The organism is Streptomyces sp. I05A-00742 (assembly GCF_013055795.1).
In the GTDB taxonomy this organism is placed as follows: domain Bacteria; phylum Actinomycetota; class Actinomycetes; order Streptomycetales; family Streptomycetaceae; genus Streptomyces.
This window is the reverse complement of record NZ_JABETO010000013.1, coordinates 132,072-148,284: the sequence shown is the minus strand read 5'-3', so window position 1 is coordinate 148,284 and position 16,213 is coordinate 132,072. Positions and strand designations below refer to the sequence as shown.

General features: G+C 74.4%; 14 protein-coding genes. 8 read left to right on the top strand and 6 right to left on the bottom strand.

Translation table 11 applies throughout. The features are described 5' to 3' along the window. Positions 1-25: 25 nt before the first annotated feature. Positions 26-757 (bottom strand): 2OG-Fe dioxygenase family protein, encoded by a 732-nt coding sequence (locus tag HN013_RS15390; RefSeq protein ID WP_171166703.1) that lies wholly within the window; start codon positions 755-757, stop codon positions 26-28. 816 nt (positions 758-1,573) lie between these two features. On the opposite strand from HN013_RS15390, the gene HN013_RS15385 reads away from it, so the two are divergent. The 3 genes from HN013_RS15385 (at position 1,574) to HN013_RS15375 (ending at position 6,118) form a co-directional block, all read left to right on the top strand. After that, entirely contained in the window at positions 1,574-2,692 is a 1,119-nt protein-coding gene (locus tag HN013_RS15385; RefSeq protein ID WP_171166702.1) for an esterase family protein, read from the top strand. A gap of 164 nt (positions 2,693-2,856) precedes the next feature. Next, the gene (locus tag HN013_RS33025) at positions 2,857-4,704 is read left to right on the top strand and encodes a serine/threonine-protein kinase (protein ID WP_249375033.1); all 1,848 of its coding nucleotides are present in this window, start codon (positions 2,857-2,859) and stop codon (positions 4,702-4,704) included. Between the two features lie 103 nt (positions 4,705-4,807). Next, positions 4,808-6,118, top strand: coding sequence for a DUF6777 domain-containing protein (locus HN013_RS15375; protein WP_171166701.1), 1,311 nt, complete (start codon positions 4,808-4,810; stop codon positions 6,116-6,118). Here the strand turns inward: HN013_RS15375 and HN013_RS15370 are convergent. Continuing rightward, positions 6,035-6,640 carry a LysE family translocator gene (locus HN013_RS15370; protein WP_171166700.1) on the bottom strand — a complete coding sequence of 202 codons (606 nt, stop codon included), beginning with the start codon at positions 6,638-6,640 and terminating at the stop codon, positions 6,035-6,037. The two genes, HN013_RS15375 and HN013_RS15370, sit on opposite strands and share 84 nt — an antisense overlap. Positions 6,641-6,713: 73 nt before the next feature. Between HN013_RS15370 and HN013_RS15365 the strand changes: the two genes are divergently transcribed. After that, positions 6,714-8,213, top strand: a complete 1,500-nt coding sequence (locus HN013_RS15365) for a PLP-dependent aminotransferase family protein (protein ID WP_171166699.1) — start codon at positions 6,714-6,716, stop codon at positions 8,211-8,213. A 7-nt stretch (positions 8,214-8,220) separates the two neighbouring features. On the opposite strand, the gene HN013_RS15360 is transcribed toward HN013_RS15365, so the two are convergent. After that, the gene (locus HN013_RS15360) at positions 8,221-8,802 is read right to left on the bottom strand and encodes a TetR/AcrR family transcriptional regulator (RefSeq protein ID WP_171166698.1); all 582 of its coding nucleotides are present in this window, start codon (positions 8,800-8,802) and stop codon (positions 8,221-8,223) included. Positions 8,803-8,901: 99 nt separating this feature from the next. Between HN013_RS15360 and HN013_RS15355 the strand changes: the two genes are divergently transcribed. Both HN013_RS15355 and HN013_RS15350 read left to right on the top strand, forming a co-directional pair. Beyond that, complete coding sequence (locus tag HN013_RS15355) at positions 8,902-9,342, top strand: nuclear transport factor 2 family protein (RefSeq protein ID WP_171166697.1); 441 nt, start codon at positions 8,902-8,904, stop codon at positions 9,340-9,342. A 215-nt stretch (positions 9,343-9,557) separates the two neighbouring features. Further along, a complete protein-coding gene (locus tag HN013_RS15350) occupies positions 9,558-10,523 on the top strand; it encodes a DUF6528 family protein (protein ID WP_171166696.1) in 966 nt (321 codons plus the stop codon). 12 nt (positions 10,524-10,535) lie between these two features. On the opposite strand, the gene HN013_RS15345 is transcribed toward HN013_RS15350, so the two are convergent. The 3 genes from HN013_RS15345 to ligD all read right to left on the bottom strand — a co-directional run bounded on the left by HN013_RS15345 (position 10,536) and on the right by ligD (position 13,488). Continuing rightward, on the bottom strand, positions 10,536-11,711 hold the full coding sequence (locus HN013_RS15345; protein WP_171166695.1) for a hypothetical protein: 1,176 nt from the start codon (positions 11,709-11,711) through the stop codon (positions 10,536-10,538). A gap of 206 nt (positions 11,712-11,917) precedes the next feature. Next, entirely contained in the window at positions 11,918-12,319 is a 402-nt protein-coding gene (locus HN013_RS15340) for an SH3 domain-containing protein (protein ID WP_249375032.1), read from the bottom strand. Between the two features lie 119 nt (positions 12,320-12,438). Continuing rightward, positions 12,439-13,488, bottom strand: coding sequence for a non-homologous end-joining DNA ligase (ligD, locus tag HN013_RS15335; RefSeq protein WP_171166694.1), 1,050 nt, complete (start codon positions 13,486-13,488; stop codon positions 12,439-12,441). A 78-nt stretch (positions 13,489-13,566) separates the two neighbouring features. On the opposite strand from ligD, the gene HN013_RS15330 reads away from it, so the two are divergent. After that, positions 13,567-14,628: an ATP-dependent DNA ligase gene (locus tag HN013_RS15330; RefSeq protein ID WP_171166693.1), complete on the top strand. Its 1,062-nt coding sequence runs from the start codon at positions 13,567-13,569 to the stop codon at positions 14,626-14,628. 277 nt (positions 14,629-14,905) lie between these two features. After that, the gene (locus tag HN013_RS15325) at positions 14,906-16,201 is read left to right on the top strand and encodes a glycoside hydrolase family 6 protein (protein WP_249375031.1); all 1,296 of its coding nucleotides are present in this window, start codon (positions 14,906-14,908) and stop codon (positions 16,199-16,201) included. Positions 16,202-16,213: the final 12 nt, after the last annotated feature.

The following is a 16,213-nucleotide window of genomic DNA, read 5'->3' as shown; positions in this document are numbered from 1 at the left end:
ATCAGTCCCCGTCGGGGAAGAAGCGTCAGTCCCCGTCGGGGAAGAAGTCGACCAGCATCATGTCCCGCACGCCCCGTTCGACCCCCGCGGCCGGACGGATCGCCGTGACCCCGTGGAAGACCCGACGGTCGTCGAGGACGATCGTCTCGAACGGCGCGCGGAGCAGGGCCTCATGGACGGGCACGCGCTCCAGGTCGTAGAGGCGGGAGTCGGCTCCCTCCACGTTCTCGCGCCGGATCAGCACCTGGGCCACGTAGCAGTGGCCGTCCTGATGGATGCCCTCCGGGGCGGGGTGCCCCTCGGCGTCCCGGGTGGCGACGACGCGTATCTGATGCACCCCACAGGCGTCCATCCCCTCCCGCGGCCCGGGCAGCCGCTCCCGGAGCGTGCGGACGATGGTGTCCAGGGCGCTCCCCCCGGCCACGTCGTCCGCCAGCGGGGCGAACATGCGGTCCACTCCGCCGTTCACCCGGTTCACGGTCTCGTCCTGGAAGAAGGCGACGTGCGGCAGCCGCTCCAGGCGGTCCGGGTGGATCCGGAATCTGCTGTACCGGCGGAAGCGGTACGGGGTGTCGGTGCCCAGGTGCGCGTCGGCGGGCAGGTCGTTCCAGGACTCGGTGAACGTGGTCACCGCCGTCTGCGGCAGCGCCCCGAGGGCGTCCGTCAGCAGATCGGCGGGGAAATGGGAGAACGGGGGCGGGAGTTGCTGGGCGGACGTCCCGGGATGTTCCGGGGCGCGCAGGGACGCAGGAGTCATCGGCCTTCCTCAGCCTTCGTACGAGCCGGATACCGATGGTCGAGCCTACGCACGGGAGGGTCGGAAGGGCAGAGATTCTCAACTTCCGTCACACGCGTCACACTTGCCCCACGAGCACCACCCCTATCTGACAGACTGTCAGGTCCCCCCGCACGCCTCCTCGCCAAGGAGGCCATGCTCGGGCCGCACACTCGGCGCGCGTCGGATGTTCCCCACCCTCGGCCCGCCGAGCGACATTCCGCCCGCCATGAAATTCGCCGTGACTTTCACAGCCGTCCGCGGACCGCTTCTCCTCATGTGACCCAGCGCACTCGGGCATGTGACCCGGCGCACTCGGGCCATGCCGGCGGCGCCGGAAACGGAATCCGCCCCGCCCTCCGGAGAAACCGGAAATGACGCGGCCCGCTCGTCACCGGCCGCCCCTCGGACCAGCACTCCGGCGTGATGTCAGTCACTCCCCGCACGCGCCTTCGCTCTCCTCTCCGGAGGAAATGCGGATGCCGCCGACGGTGATGCCGCGGCGCTTCGCGCCGGAATACCTCATTTCCGGGCGGCGCCTGTCCCCGGCATTCCGCCGGAACGGTTCCCGGCCCCCGGCACCGGCCTTTTCCACGCAAGTACCCACTCATTGGCGGCCCCTTACCGCGTGGTAATCTCCTCCGCGCCGTTCCCGGGGCGCCCCCTCGGAGCACCGGGAACGGGCGTGCGCGCCGGCCGCCGGCGCCATAGCATGAGATTGCGGTTCATATACGGAACCTCCCCCGGTCGTCGTCCCTCTCTTTCAGGTGAAAGCACCCTCCAAGAGGAGTTACCACCGTGGGTCTCACGTCCCAGAATCTTCTGTTGCTCTTGGTGTGCGTCGCGGTAGCGATGTGCGCCCTGGTTCTGTGGCTGTGGCCGCGCGCCGCCCGTAAGGGGGTGCTGGCCTGGGCGTCGCGCCTGGGCATGCTCGTCCTGTCCCAGGTGAGCATTCTCGCGGTGCTGCTCGTCGCCGCCAACAACGAGTTCGGCTTCTACTCCACCTGGAACGAGCTGTTCGGCAAGACCTCCAGCCACCAGGAACTCCAGCCCGGCCAGGTGGGCGGCAAGCGGCCGCCCGCGCTCGTGGTCAAGGGGCAGGAGTCGGTGGGTCTGGGGCCGCGGGAGAAGGCGGGCCAGGTCGACCGGATAGCGATACGCGGGCCGGTCACCGGGCTGAGCATGGACGGGTACGCGTACCTGCCGCCGCAGTACTTCCAGAAGGCCCACGAGAAGGAGCGCTTCCCGGTGATCGTCGCGGTCACCGGCCAGCCCGGCGTCTCCAAGAACCTGATCACCCAGATCAAGGTCCCGCAGGCCGCCTCGAAGGCCATCGTCGACAAGAAGATGCGCCCGACGATCGTCCTGATGGTCCGGCCCTCCGTGGTGATGAACCGCGACACCAACTGCACCGACGTCCCGGGCGGCCCGCAGGCGCTGACCTTCTTCAACCAGGACTTGCCCGTCGCCGTCAACGACAAGTACCGCGCCGACAACTCGCGGGGCGGCTGGGGCGCGGTGGGCAACTCCACCGGCGGCTACTGCGCGCTGAAGATGGCCATGACCAACCCGGCCCGCTACGGCGCCGCGGCCGGCCTCTCCGCCGACTTCTTCGCACGCCAGGACCGTGACACCGGCGACCTCTACGCCGGCAACAAGCAGCTCAAGAACGAGGCCGACCTGGTCTGGCGCCTCGCCCACATGCCCCCGCCGCCGGTGTCCCTGCTGGTCGGCGTCAGCAAGAAGGGCGAGGAGAAGTACTACAAGCAGGCCATGCACTTCGCCGAGAAGGCCAAGGCCCCGACCAAGGTCGACAAGCTGATGCGCGACGAGGGCGGCCACAACTTCCAGACCTGGCGCGAGGAGTACCCCGAGGTGCTGCGCTGGCTCGACCGGCAGCTCGTCGCCAACCGCTGATCCGACCGCCGGCCCCGGCCGCGCGACCCGCCGCCGGACCCGTCCGGGAAACCGTACCGATCCACTGGAACGGGAACGGACGCCGTCGCGTCCCAGCCGGTGTGGCCAATTGTGCGGGGTCCCGGGGCGGCCCGGGGCCCCCGCGCGGGAGGGGGCGCGGCGGCATGGACGCCAACGGCGGCGACGAGCGGTTTCCCCTGCTGGCCGGGCGGTACCGGCTGCTGGGCAGGCTCGGCAGCGGCGGCATGGGCGTGGTCTGGCACGCCTTCGACAAGGTGCTCGGCCGCGAGGTGGCGGTCAAGGAGGTCCGGGCCCCGGAGCACCTGCGCGAGGCCGACGTCCGGGTGCTCCACGCCCGGCTGGTGCAGGAGGCCCGGGCCGCGGCCCGGATCAGCCACCCCTGTGTGATCACCGTGCACGACGTGGTGGAGGAGCACGGCCGCCCGTGGATCGTCATGGAACTGGTCCGCGGGCGGTCGCTCGCCGACGTCCTGGAGCACGACGGCCTCCTGCCGCCGCCGGAGGCGGCGCGGGTCGGGTCCGCGGTGCTCCGGGCGCTGCGCAGCGCCCACTCCGCCGGGGTGCTGCACCGCGACGTCAAACCCGCCAACGTCCTCCTGGAGGACGGCGGCCGGGTGGTGCTGACCGACTTCGGCATCGCCCTCGTCGAGGGCGCGGGCACCCTCACCCGCACCGGCGACGTCATCGGCTCCCCCGACTACCTGGCCCCGGAACGGGCGCTCGGGAAGCACCCGGGGACGCCCTCGGACCTGTGGTCGCTGGGCGCCACGCTCTACGCGGCCGTCGAGGGCATGTCCCCGTTCCGCCGCGCCTCCGCGCTGGGCACCCTCCAGGCCGTCGTCCACGAGGACCCGCCCCCGCCGCGCCGGGCCGGCGCGCTCGCCCCGCTCCTGCTCGGGCTGCTGCGCAAGGACCCGCAGACCCGCATGGGTTCGGTGGAGGCTCAGCGGCTGCTGGACGCGGCCGCGGCGGAAGGCCCCGGGGAGCGCACGGGCGGCACGGCCGGCACGGCCGGTTCTCCGGTCCACGGCGGACCGGACCGGACCGGGGCAGGACGGACGGGACGGACAGGAGACGGGTGGACGCGGACGGACCCGACGACCGCGACGCAGCCCTGGACCGGGGCCGGGACCCCGGGCGGAGCCGGGACACCGGCCGGCTTCGGGACGCCGGGCGGCGCCGGAACACGAGGCGGCTCAGGGACACCGGGCGGCGCCGGGACACAAGGCGGCTCAGGGACACCGGGCGGCGCCGGGACACAAGGCGGCTCAAGGACACCAGGCGGCGCCGGAACACAAGGCAGCTCAAGGACACCAGGCGGCTCGGGAACGCCGGGCGGCCCCGGGACACCGGGCCGCTCAGCGACGCCTGGCAGCGCCGGGACACCGAGCGGCTCCGGAACGCCCGCCGGCCCGGGAACATCCGACACGCCCTCCCCGACGACGGCCACCCCCCACCGGCCGGCCTACCACCCCACCTATATACCGACCTCTCCCGACGTACGGCCGCCCACCCCCTCCGGCGCTCCGGCGCCCGGGACCGGGGGAACGCCCCCCACCGTCCGCTCGTCGCCCTCCCCCTCCACACCCCCCACCCCCGTGGCCCACCTCTACGCGGCGGGCGCCCCGGATCCCGCCCCGGCCGGGTCCCCGGTACCCGCGGGCCGCGGAAGGTGGTCCGCGCGACGGCTGATCCTTCCCCTGGCGGCCCTGCTCATCGCGGGCGGCGGCGTCTCCGCCGTGCTGTTCCTCGACGACGCGAAGGACCCGGGGACGGGCTCGTCGGGCGGGACGTCGACCCGTTCCGCGGCCCCGGGACCCGTGAAGCAGCCGGAACCGGCCTCCGGGACGGAGGGCGGCGCGCCACCGGCGACCCCGTCCGCGTCCGACGCCCCGACGGCGGCCACGCCGCCCGACCGCCCGCCGGAGACACCCGGCGCCACGACGACCTGTCCGCCCGGCAGTTGGGTGGCGACCTGCCGCCCCTACTGATCCACCAGTCCGCCCGACTCCCCGTCCGTCCACCCACGCGTTCAACGGATCGTTCACCGGCACGTTCATCGGCAGTGCAGAACCGGCAATCGGGGGTGCGCACATGTGGCTGATACCTGTCCCCATCGACGCGTCGCGGAGGCGGCGCCGGATCCGGACCGTCGCCTTCCTGACGGTCCCCGCCCTGGCCGTCGGCACGGTGCTGACGGCCTGCTCGTCGGACGGTTCCGACGGCGACGGCAAGAAACGCATCACGCTGGAGGCCGTCGGGCAGGTCGGCGACGGCCCGTTCGTCCCGGACCCGCAGAGCGACGCGCGGGGCGTCAGCTCGGCGGGCGGTGGCGGCGCGACGGCCGGCGACGCCCCGGGTGCCTTCGGCGGCACCCGGCAGGCCTCCCGGTGCGACAAGGCCCAGTTGCTCAAGGACCTGGCCGGTGACCGGGTCAAGGCCGAGGCGTGGGCCGAGGCCCGGGGCATCCCGCGGAAGACGATCGAGGACCACGTCAACGGCCTGACGCCGGCGGTCCTGATGCACGACACACTCGTCACCAACCACAACTACGACGACGGCACGACGCGCTCCTACCAGGCCGTGCTCCAGGCGGGCGTGGCGGTGCTCGTGGACGCGTACGGGAAGCCCGCGGTCAAGTGCAACTGCGGGAATCCGCTGCGGGAGCCGGACGCCTCCGTCGACGTGCGCGCCTCCGAGTACAACGGCAAGCGGTGGGAGGGGTTCGCGGTGGCGACGGTCACCGTCATCACACCGCGGCCGGCGGCGAAGGGGCCGATGAAGACGATCCCGCTGGTCGACACCGAGCAGAAGGACAAGGTGTTCCACCGCGAGGTCGGCAACGACGGCGCCCACGACTCGCCGCCGGTGCCCCGGCCTCCGACGCCGTCCCGCACCCCGGGCACGCCCCCGTCGACCGGGGGGACGCCGTCCTCGCCGGCCGGCGCTACGCCCTCCGGCCCGGCGTCGTCGCCCGGGTCCTCGGGCTCCCCGTCCCGGCCGCCGTCCGACGACCCGTTCCCGGACAAACCGCCGTCGGGCAAGCCGTCCTCGGGCAAGCCGTCGTCGCGCGGACCGTCGTCCCCGTCGGGCCCCTCGGTACCGTCAGTACCGGCAGTGCCGTCAAGGCCGTCGGTCCCGTCCACCGCGGGTTCCCCGCCGGGGCAGTCCGTGCGGCCGCCGTCGGCCCCGCACGAGCCCCCGGCCCGCCCCAGCGCGCCCCGGGAGCCCTCACGCCCCGCTCCCCCGCGGACGGCCTCCCCGCCGGCGGAACGCCCCGCGCGGCCGCCGTCCGCCGAGCGCTCGGCGCCGCGCGGGCCCTCAGAAGAGCGCAAGCCCGACACCCAGCGCCGCGAACCCACCCGCGAAGACACGTCGTACCCACAGGGTGGCACGCGGACTTGAGACCACGCGGTCCCGGAAGGCGGCCGCGAACCGCCCGTAGACGACGAAGACGAGGAAGGTGAGCAGGATGAAGACGGCGCTCAGCTCGACCATGCGCAGCAGGGCGTGCGGCTCGTCCTCGCTCACGAACTGCGGGAGGAAGGCGAAGAAGAAGATGGTGAGCTTGGGATTGAGGATGTTGATCAGCACGCCGTCGACGATCGTCCGCAGGACGGACCGGGGCGCGGAGCCCTCGTCCGCGGCGAGCGATCCCTTGTCCCGGAGCGTCGCCCAGGCCATGAAGAACAGGTAGGCCACTCCGGCGTACTTGAGCACCTGGAACGCCAGGGTGCTCGTGTGCAGCAGCGCCGCCAGCCCGGTGACGGCCGCCGCCATGTGCGGCAGCGTGCCGAGCGTGCACCCGGTCGCGGCGACGAAGCTCGCACGGGCGCCGCGCGAGAGCCCGGCGGCCATGGTGTAGAGCACGCCGGTGCCGGGCGTGGCGACGACGATCAGTGATGTCAGCAGGAATTCGATGGTCAAGGCGTCCGTCCGAAGCAGAGGTGCCGGGGGTCGGGGGTATCTGTCACCCCGACCCTGCCGCCACAATGGACCGATGGACAGATCCAAAGAGAGTTCATCCGATGAGGCCAAAACCTGGGGTATGTCGGGCTCGGACTTCCTCCAGCTCGACACCGGGGACGCGCCGGCCGGCGGGCTGGCCGACTGGCTGACCCGCCGGCTCCGGGAGGCGATCGCCGACGGCCGGCTGCCGGTGGGCAGCAGGCTGCCGCCCACCCGGCTGCTGGCCGGGGAGCTGCGGCTGTCCCGGGGCGTGGTCATCGAGGCGTACCGGCGCCTCACGGAGGACGGGCACGCGGCCGGGCGCGGCCGGCACGGCACGTTCGTCGTCGCCGCTCCGGTGGCGGCGCCCACGCCGTCCGGACGGACGCCCGGGCCCGGACGGCCCGGCCCGGAGGAGAGGCTGTTCACGGCGCCGGGACCGGACGCGTTCGACGCGCTGCGCACCGCCCCGGCCCGTATCGACCTGTCGCCCGGCCTCCCGGACCTCTCCGCGTTCCCGCGCGCGGCCTGGCTGGGCGCCGAGCGCGCCGTGCTCGGCTCCCTCACCACCTCCGCGTTCGGCTACGGCGACCCGCGGGGCACGCCGGAGCTGCGCCTGGCCCTCGTCCACTGGCTGGCGAGGACCCGGGGGATCCGGGCGGAGCCGGACGAGGTGATCGTGGTCGGCGGGGTGGCCCAGGCGATGGGTCTGGTGGCCCAGGTGCTGCGCCGGGAGGGGGTCACGGAGATGGCGGTGGAGGATCCGGGGTCGCTCGGCGCCCGGCAGCACTTCCGGTACTGGGGGCTCGGCACCCCGCCGGTGCCCGTGGACGCCGGGGGCATCCGCGTCGACGCCCTGCGCGCCACGGGCGCGCGGGCCGTCCTGCTCACTCCGGCGCACCAGTTCCCGACCGGTGTGGTCCTCGGCGGCGCCCGGCGGCGCGAGCTGATGGAGTGGGTCGCGGAGGGCGGCGTGGTCTTCGAGGACGACTACGACGCCGAACACCGTTACGACCGGCCGCCGGTGGCCGCGCTGCGGTCGATGCTGACGGACGGCGTCTGCTACGCCGGGAGCATCTCCAAGCTCTTCGCCCCCGCGCTGCGCGTGGGCTGGCTGCTCGCCCCGCCGCGGTACCGGGAGGCCCTGGTGGAGGCCAAGCGGTTCACCGACCTCGGCAACGCGTCGCTGCCGCAGCTGGTCCTGGCCCGGCTGCTGGAGACCGGTGAACTGGAGCGCCACCTGCGGCAGTTGCGCAGGCGACACCGCCGGCGCCGGGACGCCATGATCGAGGCCATCGCCGCCCGGCTGCCCGGCGCGGTGGTGCACGGCGCCGCGGCCGGCCTGCACCTGATGGTCACCTTCGACGGGGGTCCGGACGACGCCGCCGTGGCCGCGGCGGCCCTGGAGCGGGGCGTCAAGGTGCAGCCGCTGTCGTGGCACAGCCTGCGCCCGCAGCGGCCGGGCCTCGTCCTCGGCTACGCGGCGTCCCCGACGTCCGACATCGCCGAGGGCGTGACGATCCTCGGGGAGGTCCTGCGCGAGCTGTCCTGACGCTACGTCAATTCTCCCGATCGGCAGGGCGGTTCGAGGCGAGCAAAACCCGGGCTGCCTCGCGGGCGTGCAGCGCGGGTTCGGGACTCCCGGAGATGGCCGCGGTGGTGATCGCCCCCTCGGCCAGCAGGAGGATCTGGCCCGTCAGCGCGTCGGGGGCCCCGGCGCCGGCCACCAGCCCGGCCAGGTACCGCCGGAAGGCGTCCTTGTGGGACCGGGCGGCCGCGGCCACGCCGGGGTGGGCGGCCCCCAGCTCCCCGTAGGAGTTGACGAAGGCGCAGCCCCGGAAGTCCGGCTCCCGGAACCACCGGTGGAGCCAGTCGAAGACGGCCAGCACCCGCTCGGACCCGGCCGGGCGCTCGTCCGCGAACCGCTCCAGGGACGCGCGCCACCGCTCGTCGCGGCGGCACAGGTACGCCTCCACGAGGGAATCCTTCGAGGCGAAGATCTGGTACAGCCGTTTGAGGGACACCCCGGAGGCGGCCCGGATGGTGTCCATCCCCACCGCCTGGAGCCCCCGGCCGTAGAAGAGCCCCTCGGCCGCGTCCAGCACCCGGCCCTCCAGCGTCTCCTGCTCCACGGTCTTCATCGTGCTCTCTCCTTGCGCGAGAACCATCGTTCTCATACGCTACCGCACATCACGGAGAACGTACGTTCTCCGCTCGACGGACCACGGAAGGAGACCGTCATGCCCGACCGGAGGCCCCCGTTGCCGCCGTTCACCGCGGAGACCGCCCTGGAGAAGGTGCGGGCCGCCGAGGACGCCTGGAACAGCCGCGATCCGGAGCGGGTCGCGCTCGCCTACACCGAGGACTCGGAGTGGCGCAACCGCGATCTCTTCCTCACCGGCCGCGCGGAGATCGTGGCGTTCCTCCGCGCGAAGTGGCGCCGCGAACTCGGCTACCGGCTGCGCAAGGAGCTGTGGGCGTACGGCGACGACCGGATCGCCGTGCGCTTCGAGTACGAGTGGCACGACACGACGGGGCAGTGGTACCGCTCGTACGGCAACGAGAACTGGGAGTTCGCCCCGGACGGACTGATGCGACGGCGGTTCGCCAGTATCAACGACGTCCCCATCGCGGAGGACGAGCGCCGGGTGGCGGTCGGACCGCCCCGCCCAACGGCGTGACCCCGCCCCGCCCCACCGCGTGACCCCGCCCCGGCGGACCGCCTGACCCCGCCCGGACCGGCGGCGGGGCACCGGCGCGCCGCACGGAATCCGCACAACCGCGGCACGGAGCACCCCCCGGGGCGAACTCCGCGTCCGCCCGGGCGTGGCGCCGTCCCGGGCGCCCGGATCCGCCCGATCCTGACCGTTGTGCGCACCCCCATCCCGGACCACCCGTGCGGCGTCTGCTGACGGCCGCCCTCGCGGCGGCCGTCGCCCTGTCGACCGCCTCCGCCGGCAGCGCGAGCGCGCGGGCCCCGGCGGGCACCCCTGTCGTCGCGGCCGACCAGGCCACCCGGTCCGTCCTCGTCCTCCGTTCCGAGGTACGGAGCTGGGACGCGCGGCGGGGCACGGGCGTCCTGTGGTCCTGGACCGCCGACGGACAGCGGGAGCTGGAGGACCTGGACCCCGGCTCCTCGTGGACCAACCCGAGCGAGGCCAAGCTCCGCGAACTAGACGGCCACCGGTACCTGTTGGCCACCGCCTCCGGCGGGCTCGCCGCGGTGGTCGGCTACCCCGGGCGGGACGTGTACTGGGCCGCCCACACCGGCCCCGGCAACGCGCACAGCATCGATCTGCTGCCCGACGGCAACGTCGCCGTCGCGGCCAGCACCGGCGGCTTCGTCCGCCTCTACGCGGCCTCACTCGGCGTCCGCGCCACCCGGCACGCGGAGGTGCCGCTCCCCGGGGCCCACGGCGTCCACTGGGAGCCCCGGTCCCGGCTGCTGTGGGCGCTGGGCCGCCGGGAACTCGTCGCCCTGCGGGTGACCGGCCCCGCCGACGACCCGGTCCTGACCGTCGTCCACCGCAGCGCCCTGCCCACCCGCGACGGCCACGACCTCGCCCCCGTCCTCGGCTCGCCGGGCCGCTTCTGGGTGACCACCGGTTCGGCCGTCCACCAGTACGCCACGGCCCGGCACCGCTTCGTGGACTACCCGCGGAGCTCCCGCGTCAGCGCCCCCGGCGTCAAGAGCGTCGGGAACGACCCGGCCACCGGGCGGATCCTGGTGGCCAGGCCGGAACCGGGGCACACCTGCGCGTGGTGCACCTCGGTCCTGACGTTCCATCAGCCGGACGGTACGAAGCGCCTGGTGCGCGGCGCGATGTACAAGGCCCGCTGGTGGACCGCCCGCCGGGACTGAGCCCGGGGCCGTTCAGCGGGAGACGGGCCGCGGGACCTCCCCCAGCCGGGCCCGTACGTCCGCCGCGGCGTCGAGGCTGCCCGGCACCTGCTCCCACAGGGCGAGCAGGGCGGGAGCGAGCAGGGACGCCCGCTCCCCGCTCTGCTGCCAGCAGTAGTGGGCGCGTTTGAGGGCCGCGACGGCCTCGGAGTCCGTGGGGCCGCCCCTGGCCAGCCGGTTGGCGGCGGCCGACATCCACAACTCGGCCGCGCGAGGGTGGTCCCCGGCCAGCCGCGCGAGGTCCGCGCGGACCTCGATCCACAGCCCCGCCTCGGCGCTCCGGGGCCCGTGCCGGCGCAGCACCTGCTGTTCCCAGGCGGCGGCCATGGCGGCGGCCTCGTTGTGGCGCCCGGCGTTGGCGGCCGCCAGGATGCGCGGCAGGGCGTCCTCCTCCCGGGCGGGGGCGGACGGCTGCGCGGGTTCCTCGGGAGCGGCGGGGGCCGGGGCGGCCGGTGCCGGGGCGGCGTGCGCGGGGTTGGCGAGGACGGGTCCCGTCGTGCCGTGCTGGAGCACCAGCGGACCGTCGGGCAACCCCGCCTGGCCGAGCGCGTGCTGGTGCAGCAGCGCGGGGTCGAGGACGGGCCCCGCGGTGGGGTGGCCGAGGCCGAGGGCGGTGAGGAAGGCCCGGGTGTAGGGCGCCGCCTCGCCGGGCGCCCGGTCCGGGCTGGGCGTGACGACCCCGCACACCGCCAGTCCCGCGGTAAACCGCCCGTCCTGGACGGCCGCGGTGACGTGGGGCCAGGTTCTCGCGTCGGCCTCGGCGTCGATCAGCAGCAGGGTCGGCCCGGTGTGCTCGCCCAGGGCGCGGGTGAGCCATTCCCAGGGCAGGCCGGTGTAGCGGACGGTGGCGGGGGTGCTGTCGCGGAGCGCCAGGTGCACCTCGCCGCCCTTGCGGGCCGGGACCATCAGGTGGCCCGTGACCCAGACGAGGAGCGGTCCGGGGACGGTGGCGGCGTCGCGGAGGTAGGCCAGGACGCTCTGCGGCCCGGCCATCGCCGGGAGCTGGACCACGTCCGCCGTCCCGGCGGCGAGGAAGCCGCGTGGACCGGCCCCGGCGATGGCGTGCGCGGTCGGGTTCGGCAGGAGGCCCCGCCGCCGGTCAGGGGTGCCGTCCAGCAGCAGAACACAGCCATGGGTCAGGTGGTCCAACGCGTTCTTCCTTCCGGCCGATACGTAAGCTCGTGCCCCCGGCGTGGTGCCCGGTGCCGGATCCCACGTCCGTGCAGTACGTTCCGTGCAGTACGTGAGGCAACTGTAGGCGCCGCCACCGGTATCGGCTCCGGCAATCACCCCGTACGCACGGGACGGGCCCCGTCCGATCGCCCGGACGGGACCCGTCGTGCCCTGCGGCCGCGTCAGCCCATGGCGTTGCGCGACTCGGCGCTGTCGTCCACGGCGCTGCGGTTGAGCATCCGGCAGTAGGGGATGTCCCCGGCGTTCTCGATGTACTTCGCCGCGACCCAGGTCTGACGGTCCCGCAGCATGTACCAGACGTTGTTGCCGGCGATGTCCTGCGCACGAACCTTGCAGCGCAGTCCGATCTGGATCCGGTGGCGCAGGATGCCGCGCACGGTGGCGTCGGTGCTCGGCTGGGTGCGCTCGTTGACGCCGGTGCGGGCGCTGACCGTGCCGTACGGGCGGACCGCGGCGTCCGGCGCCGCCTGGGCCGGTGCGGTCAACAGCGAAAAGCCCGCCGCGGCGGCCGCCAGCACGCCGACGGCGAGCCGGCCGGCACGGGTCGCGAGTCTCCTGGACATGGAACTCCTCTTGGACGAGGTGGAACAGAGCATTGCCCAGGTTCCACCCGCGATGCCCGGATAAACGCGGAGAACGGGTGATGAGTCCGTCTGACACACCATCAGCCGTATCCGCCCGCTCATTTCCCTTCCGCCGCCTCGCCCTTCCGGTCCTTCTGGTCCTTCGGCTTCTTGGCCCTGCTCGGCTGGACGCGCTTGGGCTCGCCCTTCATCTTCGGGTGCTCCGGCGGGTACGGCAGGTCGCCGAGGCCGTGCTCGCGCTCGTCGCGCGCGGCGAGCTCCAGGGCGGCGTCCAGGGTGCAGGCGTGGTCCGCCATGTCCGCGTGGACGTCGCCGAGCTCGGCGTAGCGGGCGGGCATGGTGGTGATGTCGAAGTCCTCGGGGACGGCGCTCTCCAGCTCCTCCCAGCGGAGCGGCGCGGAGACGGGGGCGTGCGGGCGGGGCCGTACCGAGTAGGCGCTGGCGATGGTGCGGTCGCGGGCGGTCTGGTTGTAGTCCACGAAGATCTTGGCCCCGCGCTCCTCCTTCCACCACGCCGAGGTGACCCGGTCCGGCATCCGCCGCTCCAGCTCCCGGGCGACGGCGATGGCCGCCCGGCGCACCTGGACGAAGGTCCAGCGCGGGGCGATGGGCACGAAGACGTGCAGGCCCCGGCCGCCCGAGGTCTTCGGCCAGCCGGCCAGGCCCAGCCCGTCCAGGAGCTCCCGGAGCGCGAGCGCGGCGCGCACGGCGTCGTCGTACCCGGTGCCGGGCTGCGGGTCGAGGTCGATGCGCAGCTCGTCCGGGTGGTCGGTGTCCTCCCGCCGGACGGGCCAGGGGTGGAAGGTGAGGCAGCCGAGGTTGGCGGCCCAGAGGACGGCCGCGGTCTCCGTCGGACAGATCTCGTCCGCGTACCGGCCGCTGGGGAACGCGATCCGGCCGGTGGGGATCCATTCCGGGAGGTTCTTGGGCGCCCGCTTCTGGAAGAAGGACTCGCCCTCCACGCCGTCGGGGTAGCGCTCCAAGGTGGTCGGCCGGTCGCGCAGGGCCCGGAGGATGCCGTCGCCGACGCTCAGGTAGTAGCGGGCGACGTCGTACTTGGTGTAGCCGCGCTCCGGGAAGTAGACCTTCTCCGGGTTGGACAGCCGTACCGTCCGCTCGCCGACGGTGAGCTCCAGCGTCTCTGCCATGCGGCCACGCTAAGGCGTCCGAGGGGGCGGGCGCCTGTCGGCGGGCGGGGCGGCACCGGCGCCCGCACAATCGGGATCATGGACCTTCCGGTGATGCCGCCCGTGGAGCCGATGCTGGCCAAGCCCGCGGCGACGATCCCCCCGGGCATGCAGTACGAGGCCAAGTGGGACGGTTTCCGGGCCGTCGTCTTCCGGGACCGCGACGAGCTGGAGATCGGCAGCCGTTCCGGCCGGCCGCTGACCCGCTACTTCCCCGAGCTGGTGCGGGCGCTGAAGGAGCACCTGCCGGAACGCTGCGTCCTGGACGGCGAGATCGTCGTCGCCCGCGCCGGACGGCTGGACTTCGACGCGCTGCTGGAACGCATCCACCCGGCCGCCTCCCGGGTACGCCATCTGGCCGAGGTCACCCCCGCCGGGTTCGTCGCCTTCGACCTGCTGGCGCTGGGCGACGCGTCGCTGATGTCCACACCGCAGCGCGAGCGCCGGCACGCGCTGGAGGAAGCGCTCCGCGACGCCTCCGACCCGGTGTTCACCGCCCCCGTCACCTACGAACTCGACGTCGCGCGGGGCTGGTTCCGGCAGTACGAGGGAGCGGGCCTGGACGGCGTGATCGCCAAACCGCCGGACCTGCCCTACCGGCCCGGTGAGCGCGTGATGGTCAAGGTCAAGCACGAGCGGACCGCCGACTGCGTCGTCGCGGGGATGCGCCTGCACAAGAGCGGGCCGGTGGTCGGCTCGCTGCTGCTGGGCCTGTACGACGACAGCGGACGGCTCCAGCACGTCGGGGTGTGCGGCGCCTTCCCCATGAAACGCCGTCAGGAGCTGATGGAGGAGCTGGAACCCCTCCGTATGCCCACCGCCGAGGGGCACCCCTGGGAGGACTGGGCCAGCGCGGAGGCCCAGGCCACGTCCCGGCTGCCGGGCGGCCCCAGCCGCTGGACGGGCAAGAAGGACCTCTCCTGGCTGCCGCTGCGCCCCGAGCGGGTCTGCGAGGTGGCGTACGACCACATGCAGGGCGACCGCTTCCGGCACACCGCCCGGTTCCGCCGCTGGCGGCCGGACCGCGAGCCCCACGAGTGCGCGTACGCGCAGCTGGAGGAGCCGGTGTCGTACGACCTGGCGGAAGTGCTGGGCGGTTAGGGCCTGTCCGGCGGGCCGGTGGCGGACGGGCTGGATCAGCCTGTCCGGCGTTCGAGGACACCGCGCGCGGCGCGGTCCCGGGGGGCCGGGGGCGAAGCCCCCGGTTACGGGAAGGGGCGGGATGGGGGAAGCACCCACCGAAGCGGCCCGGCAGGGCCCCCGCATGCCCCCGTACGGCGCAGCGCCCACCCCGCCCGGCGCAACAGAACAGGACCTGACGCACCGACAGGTCACAGCCTGGTAGCACCCGATGACGCCCAGGCGAGAGGTGGACTCCATGCTCAGGCCGCGCACACGCCGCGCGCTCCTCCGCGCCCGCCGGAGCGCCGTCCTGCTGGCGAGCGCGGGCGCGGTGTGTCTGCCGCTCTGTCCGGGGCGGGCGGACGCCGTGGACGGCGTCGCGCAGTCACCGTTCTGGGTCGACCCGCTCGGCCGAGCGGCCCGGCAGGTGCGGGTCTGGGAGGAACGCGGTCGTGAGGACGACGCGGAGGCGCTGCGGCGCATCTCCGACCGGCCGGCCGCGGTCTGGCTGACGGGCGACGATCCGCGGGCCCAGGCGGAGCAGGTCACGCGCGCGGCCCAACGCTCGCGCCGCGTACCGCTGTTGGTGGCCTACAACATCCCGCACCGCGACTGCGGCCAGTACTCCTCGGGCGGTGCCGCCGACGCGGCGGCGTACCGCCGGTGGGTGGCCCGCGCGGCGCAGGGCATCGGCGGGCGCCCGGCCTGGGTGGTGCTGGAACCGGACGCCCTGGCCCACCTGGCCTCGGGCTGCGCGTCCCCGCCGGACGCGGCGGCGGAACGGCCGGGGCTGCTCGCGGAGGCGGTACGGGCCTTCAAGGCGCTGCCCAGGACCCGGGTGTACCTCGACGCGGGCAACGCCGGCTGGGTCTCCGACCAGCAGCGCCTGGCCGGTCTGCTGAAGGAGTCGGGGGTGGGCGGGGCCGACGGATTCGCCCTGAACGTGTCGAACTTCCACACCACGGACGTCACCCGGGCGTACGGGGACCGGCTGTCCGCCCTGCTCGGCGGGGCCCACTACATCATCGACACCAGCCGCAACGGCAACGGCCCGCTCCCCCGTAAGCAGGACCAGGAGCAGGACGGCGACGAGACGTGGTGCAACCCGCCCGGCCGCGCCCTCGGGGCGGCGCCCACCACGGCCACCGGTGTCCCCCTGGTCGACGCCCTGGTGTGGGTCAAGCGCCCCGGGGAGTCGGACGGCTCCTGCCGGGGCGCGCCCCCGGCGGGCCACTGGTGGGCCGAGTACGCGCTCGCCCTGGCGACGACGGCCCCCACCCGGCCGTCGGAGCCCCCGCCGCCCGCCGCCGTCCCGCAGCAACAGCAGCAGCCCGCGAACCCGGCGCCCGCGCCGGCGGCACCGGTCACCTCTCCCCCGCCGACGGCCCAACAGGCGCCCCCGGCACCACCGGTGACCCCGCCCCCGGCCGCCCCGGCCCCCGCGTCCGCCCCGCCACCCCAAGCGGTCCCAGCGGCCCCCGTCGTCACCCCCGCTCCGGCGCCACCGCCCCCGGTGGCCCGGCCGGCGGTGCCTCCGGCGCCGGGTCCCTGACGCGCCCGCCGG

Bases quoted from the DNA above. Each gene is read 5' to 3' on its own strand.
- HN013_RS15325 (WP_249375031.1), top strand. From the start codon at position 14,906: ATGCTCAGGCCGCGCACACGCCGCGCGCTCCTCCGCGCCCGCCGGAGC.
- HN013_RS15330 (WP_171166693.1), top strand. From the start codon at position 13,567: ATGGACCTTCCGGTGATGCCGCCCGTGGAGCCGATGCTGGCCAAGCCC.
- ligD (WP_171166694.1), bottom strand. From the start codon at position 13,488: ATGGCAGAGACGCTGGAGCTCACCGTCGGCGAGCGGACGGTACGGCTG.
- HN013_RS15360 (WP_171166698.1), bottom strand. From the start codon at position 8,802: ATGAAGACCGTGGAGCAGGAGACGCTGGAGGGCCGGGTGCTGGACGCG.
- HN013_RS33025 (WP_249375033.1), top strand. From the start codon at position 2,857: ATGGACGCCAACGGCGGCGACGAGCGGTTTCCCCTGCTGGCCGGGCGG.
- HN013_RS15375 (WP_171166701.1), top strand. From the start codon at position 4,808: ATGTGGCTGATACCTGTCCCCATCGACGCGTCGCGGAGGCGGCGCCGG.
- HN013_RS15355 (WP_171166697.1), top strand. From the start codon at position 8,902: ATGCCCGACCGGAGGCCCCCGTTGCCGCCGTTCACCGCGGAGACCGCC.
- HN013_RS15365 (WP_171166699.1), top strand. From the start codon at position 6,714: ATGGACAGATCCAAAGAGAGTTCATCCGATGAGGCCAAAACCTGGGGT.
- HN013_RS15390 (WP_171166703.1), bottom strand. From the start codon at position 757: ATGACTCCTGCGTCCCTGCGCGCCCCGGAACATCCCGGGACGTCCGCC.
- HN013_RS15340 (WP_249375032.1), bottom strand. From the start codon at position 12,319: ATGTCCAGGAGACTCGCGACCCGTGCCGGCCGGCTCGCCGTCGGCGTG.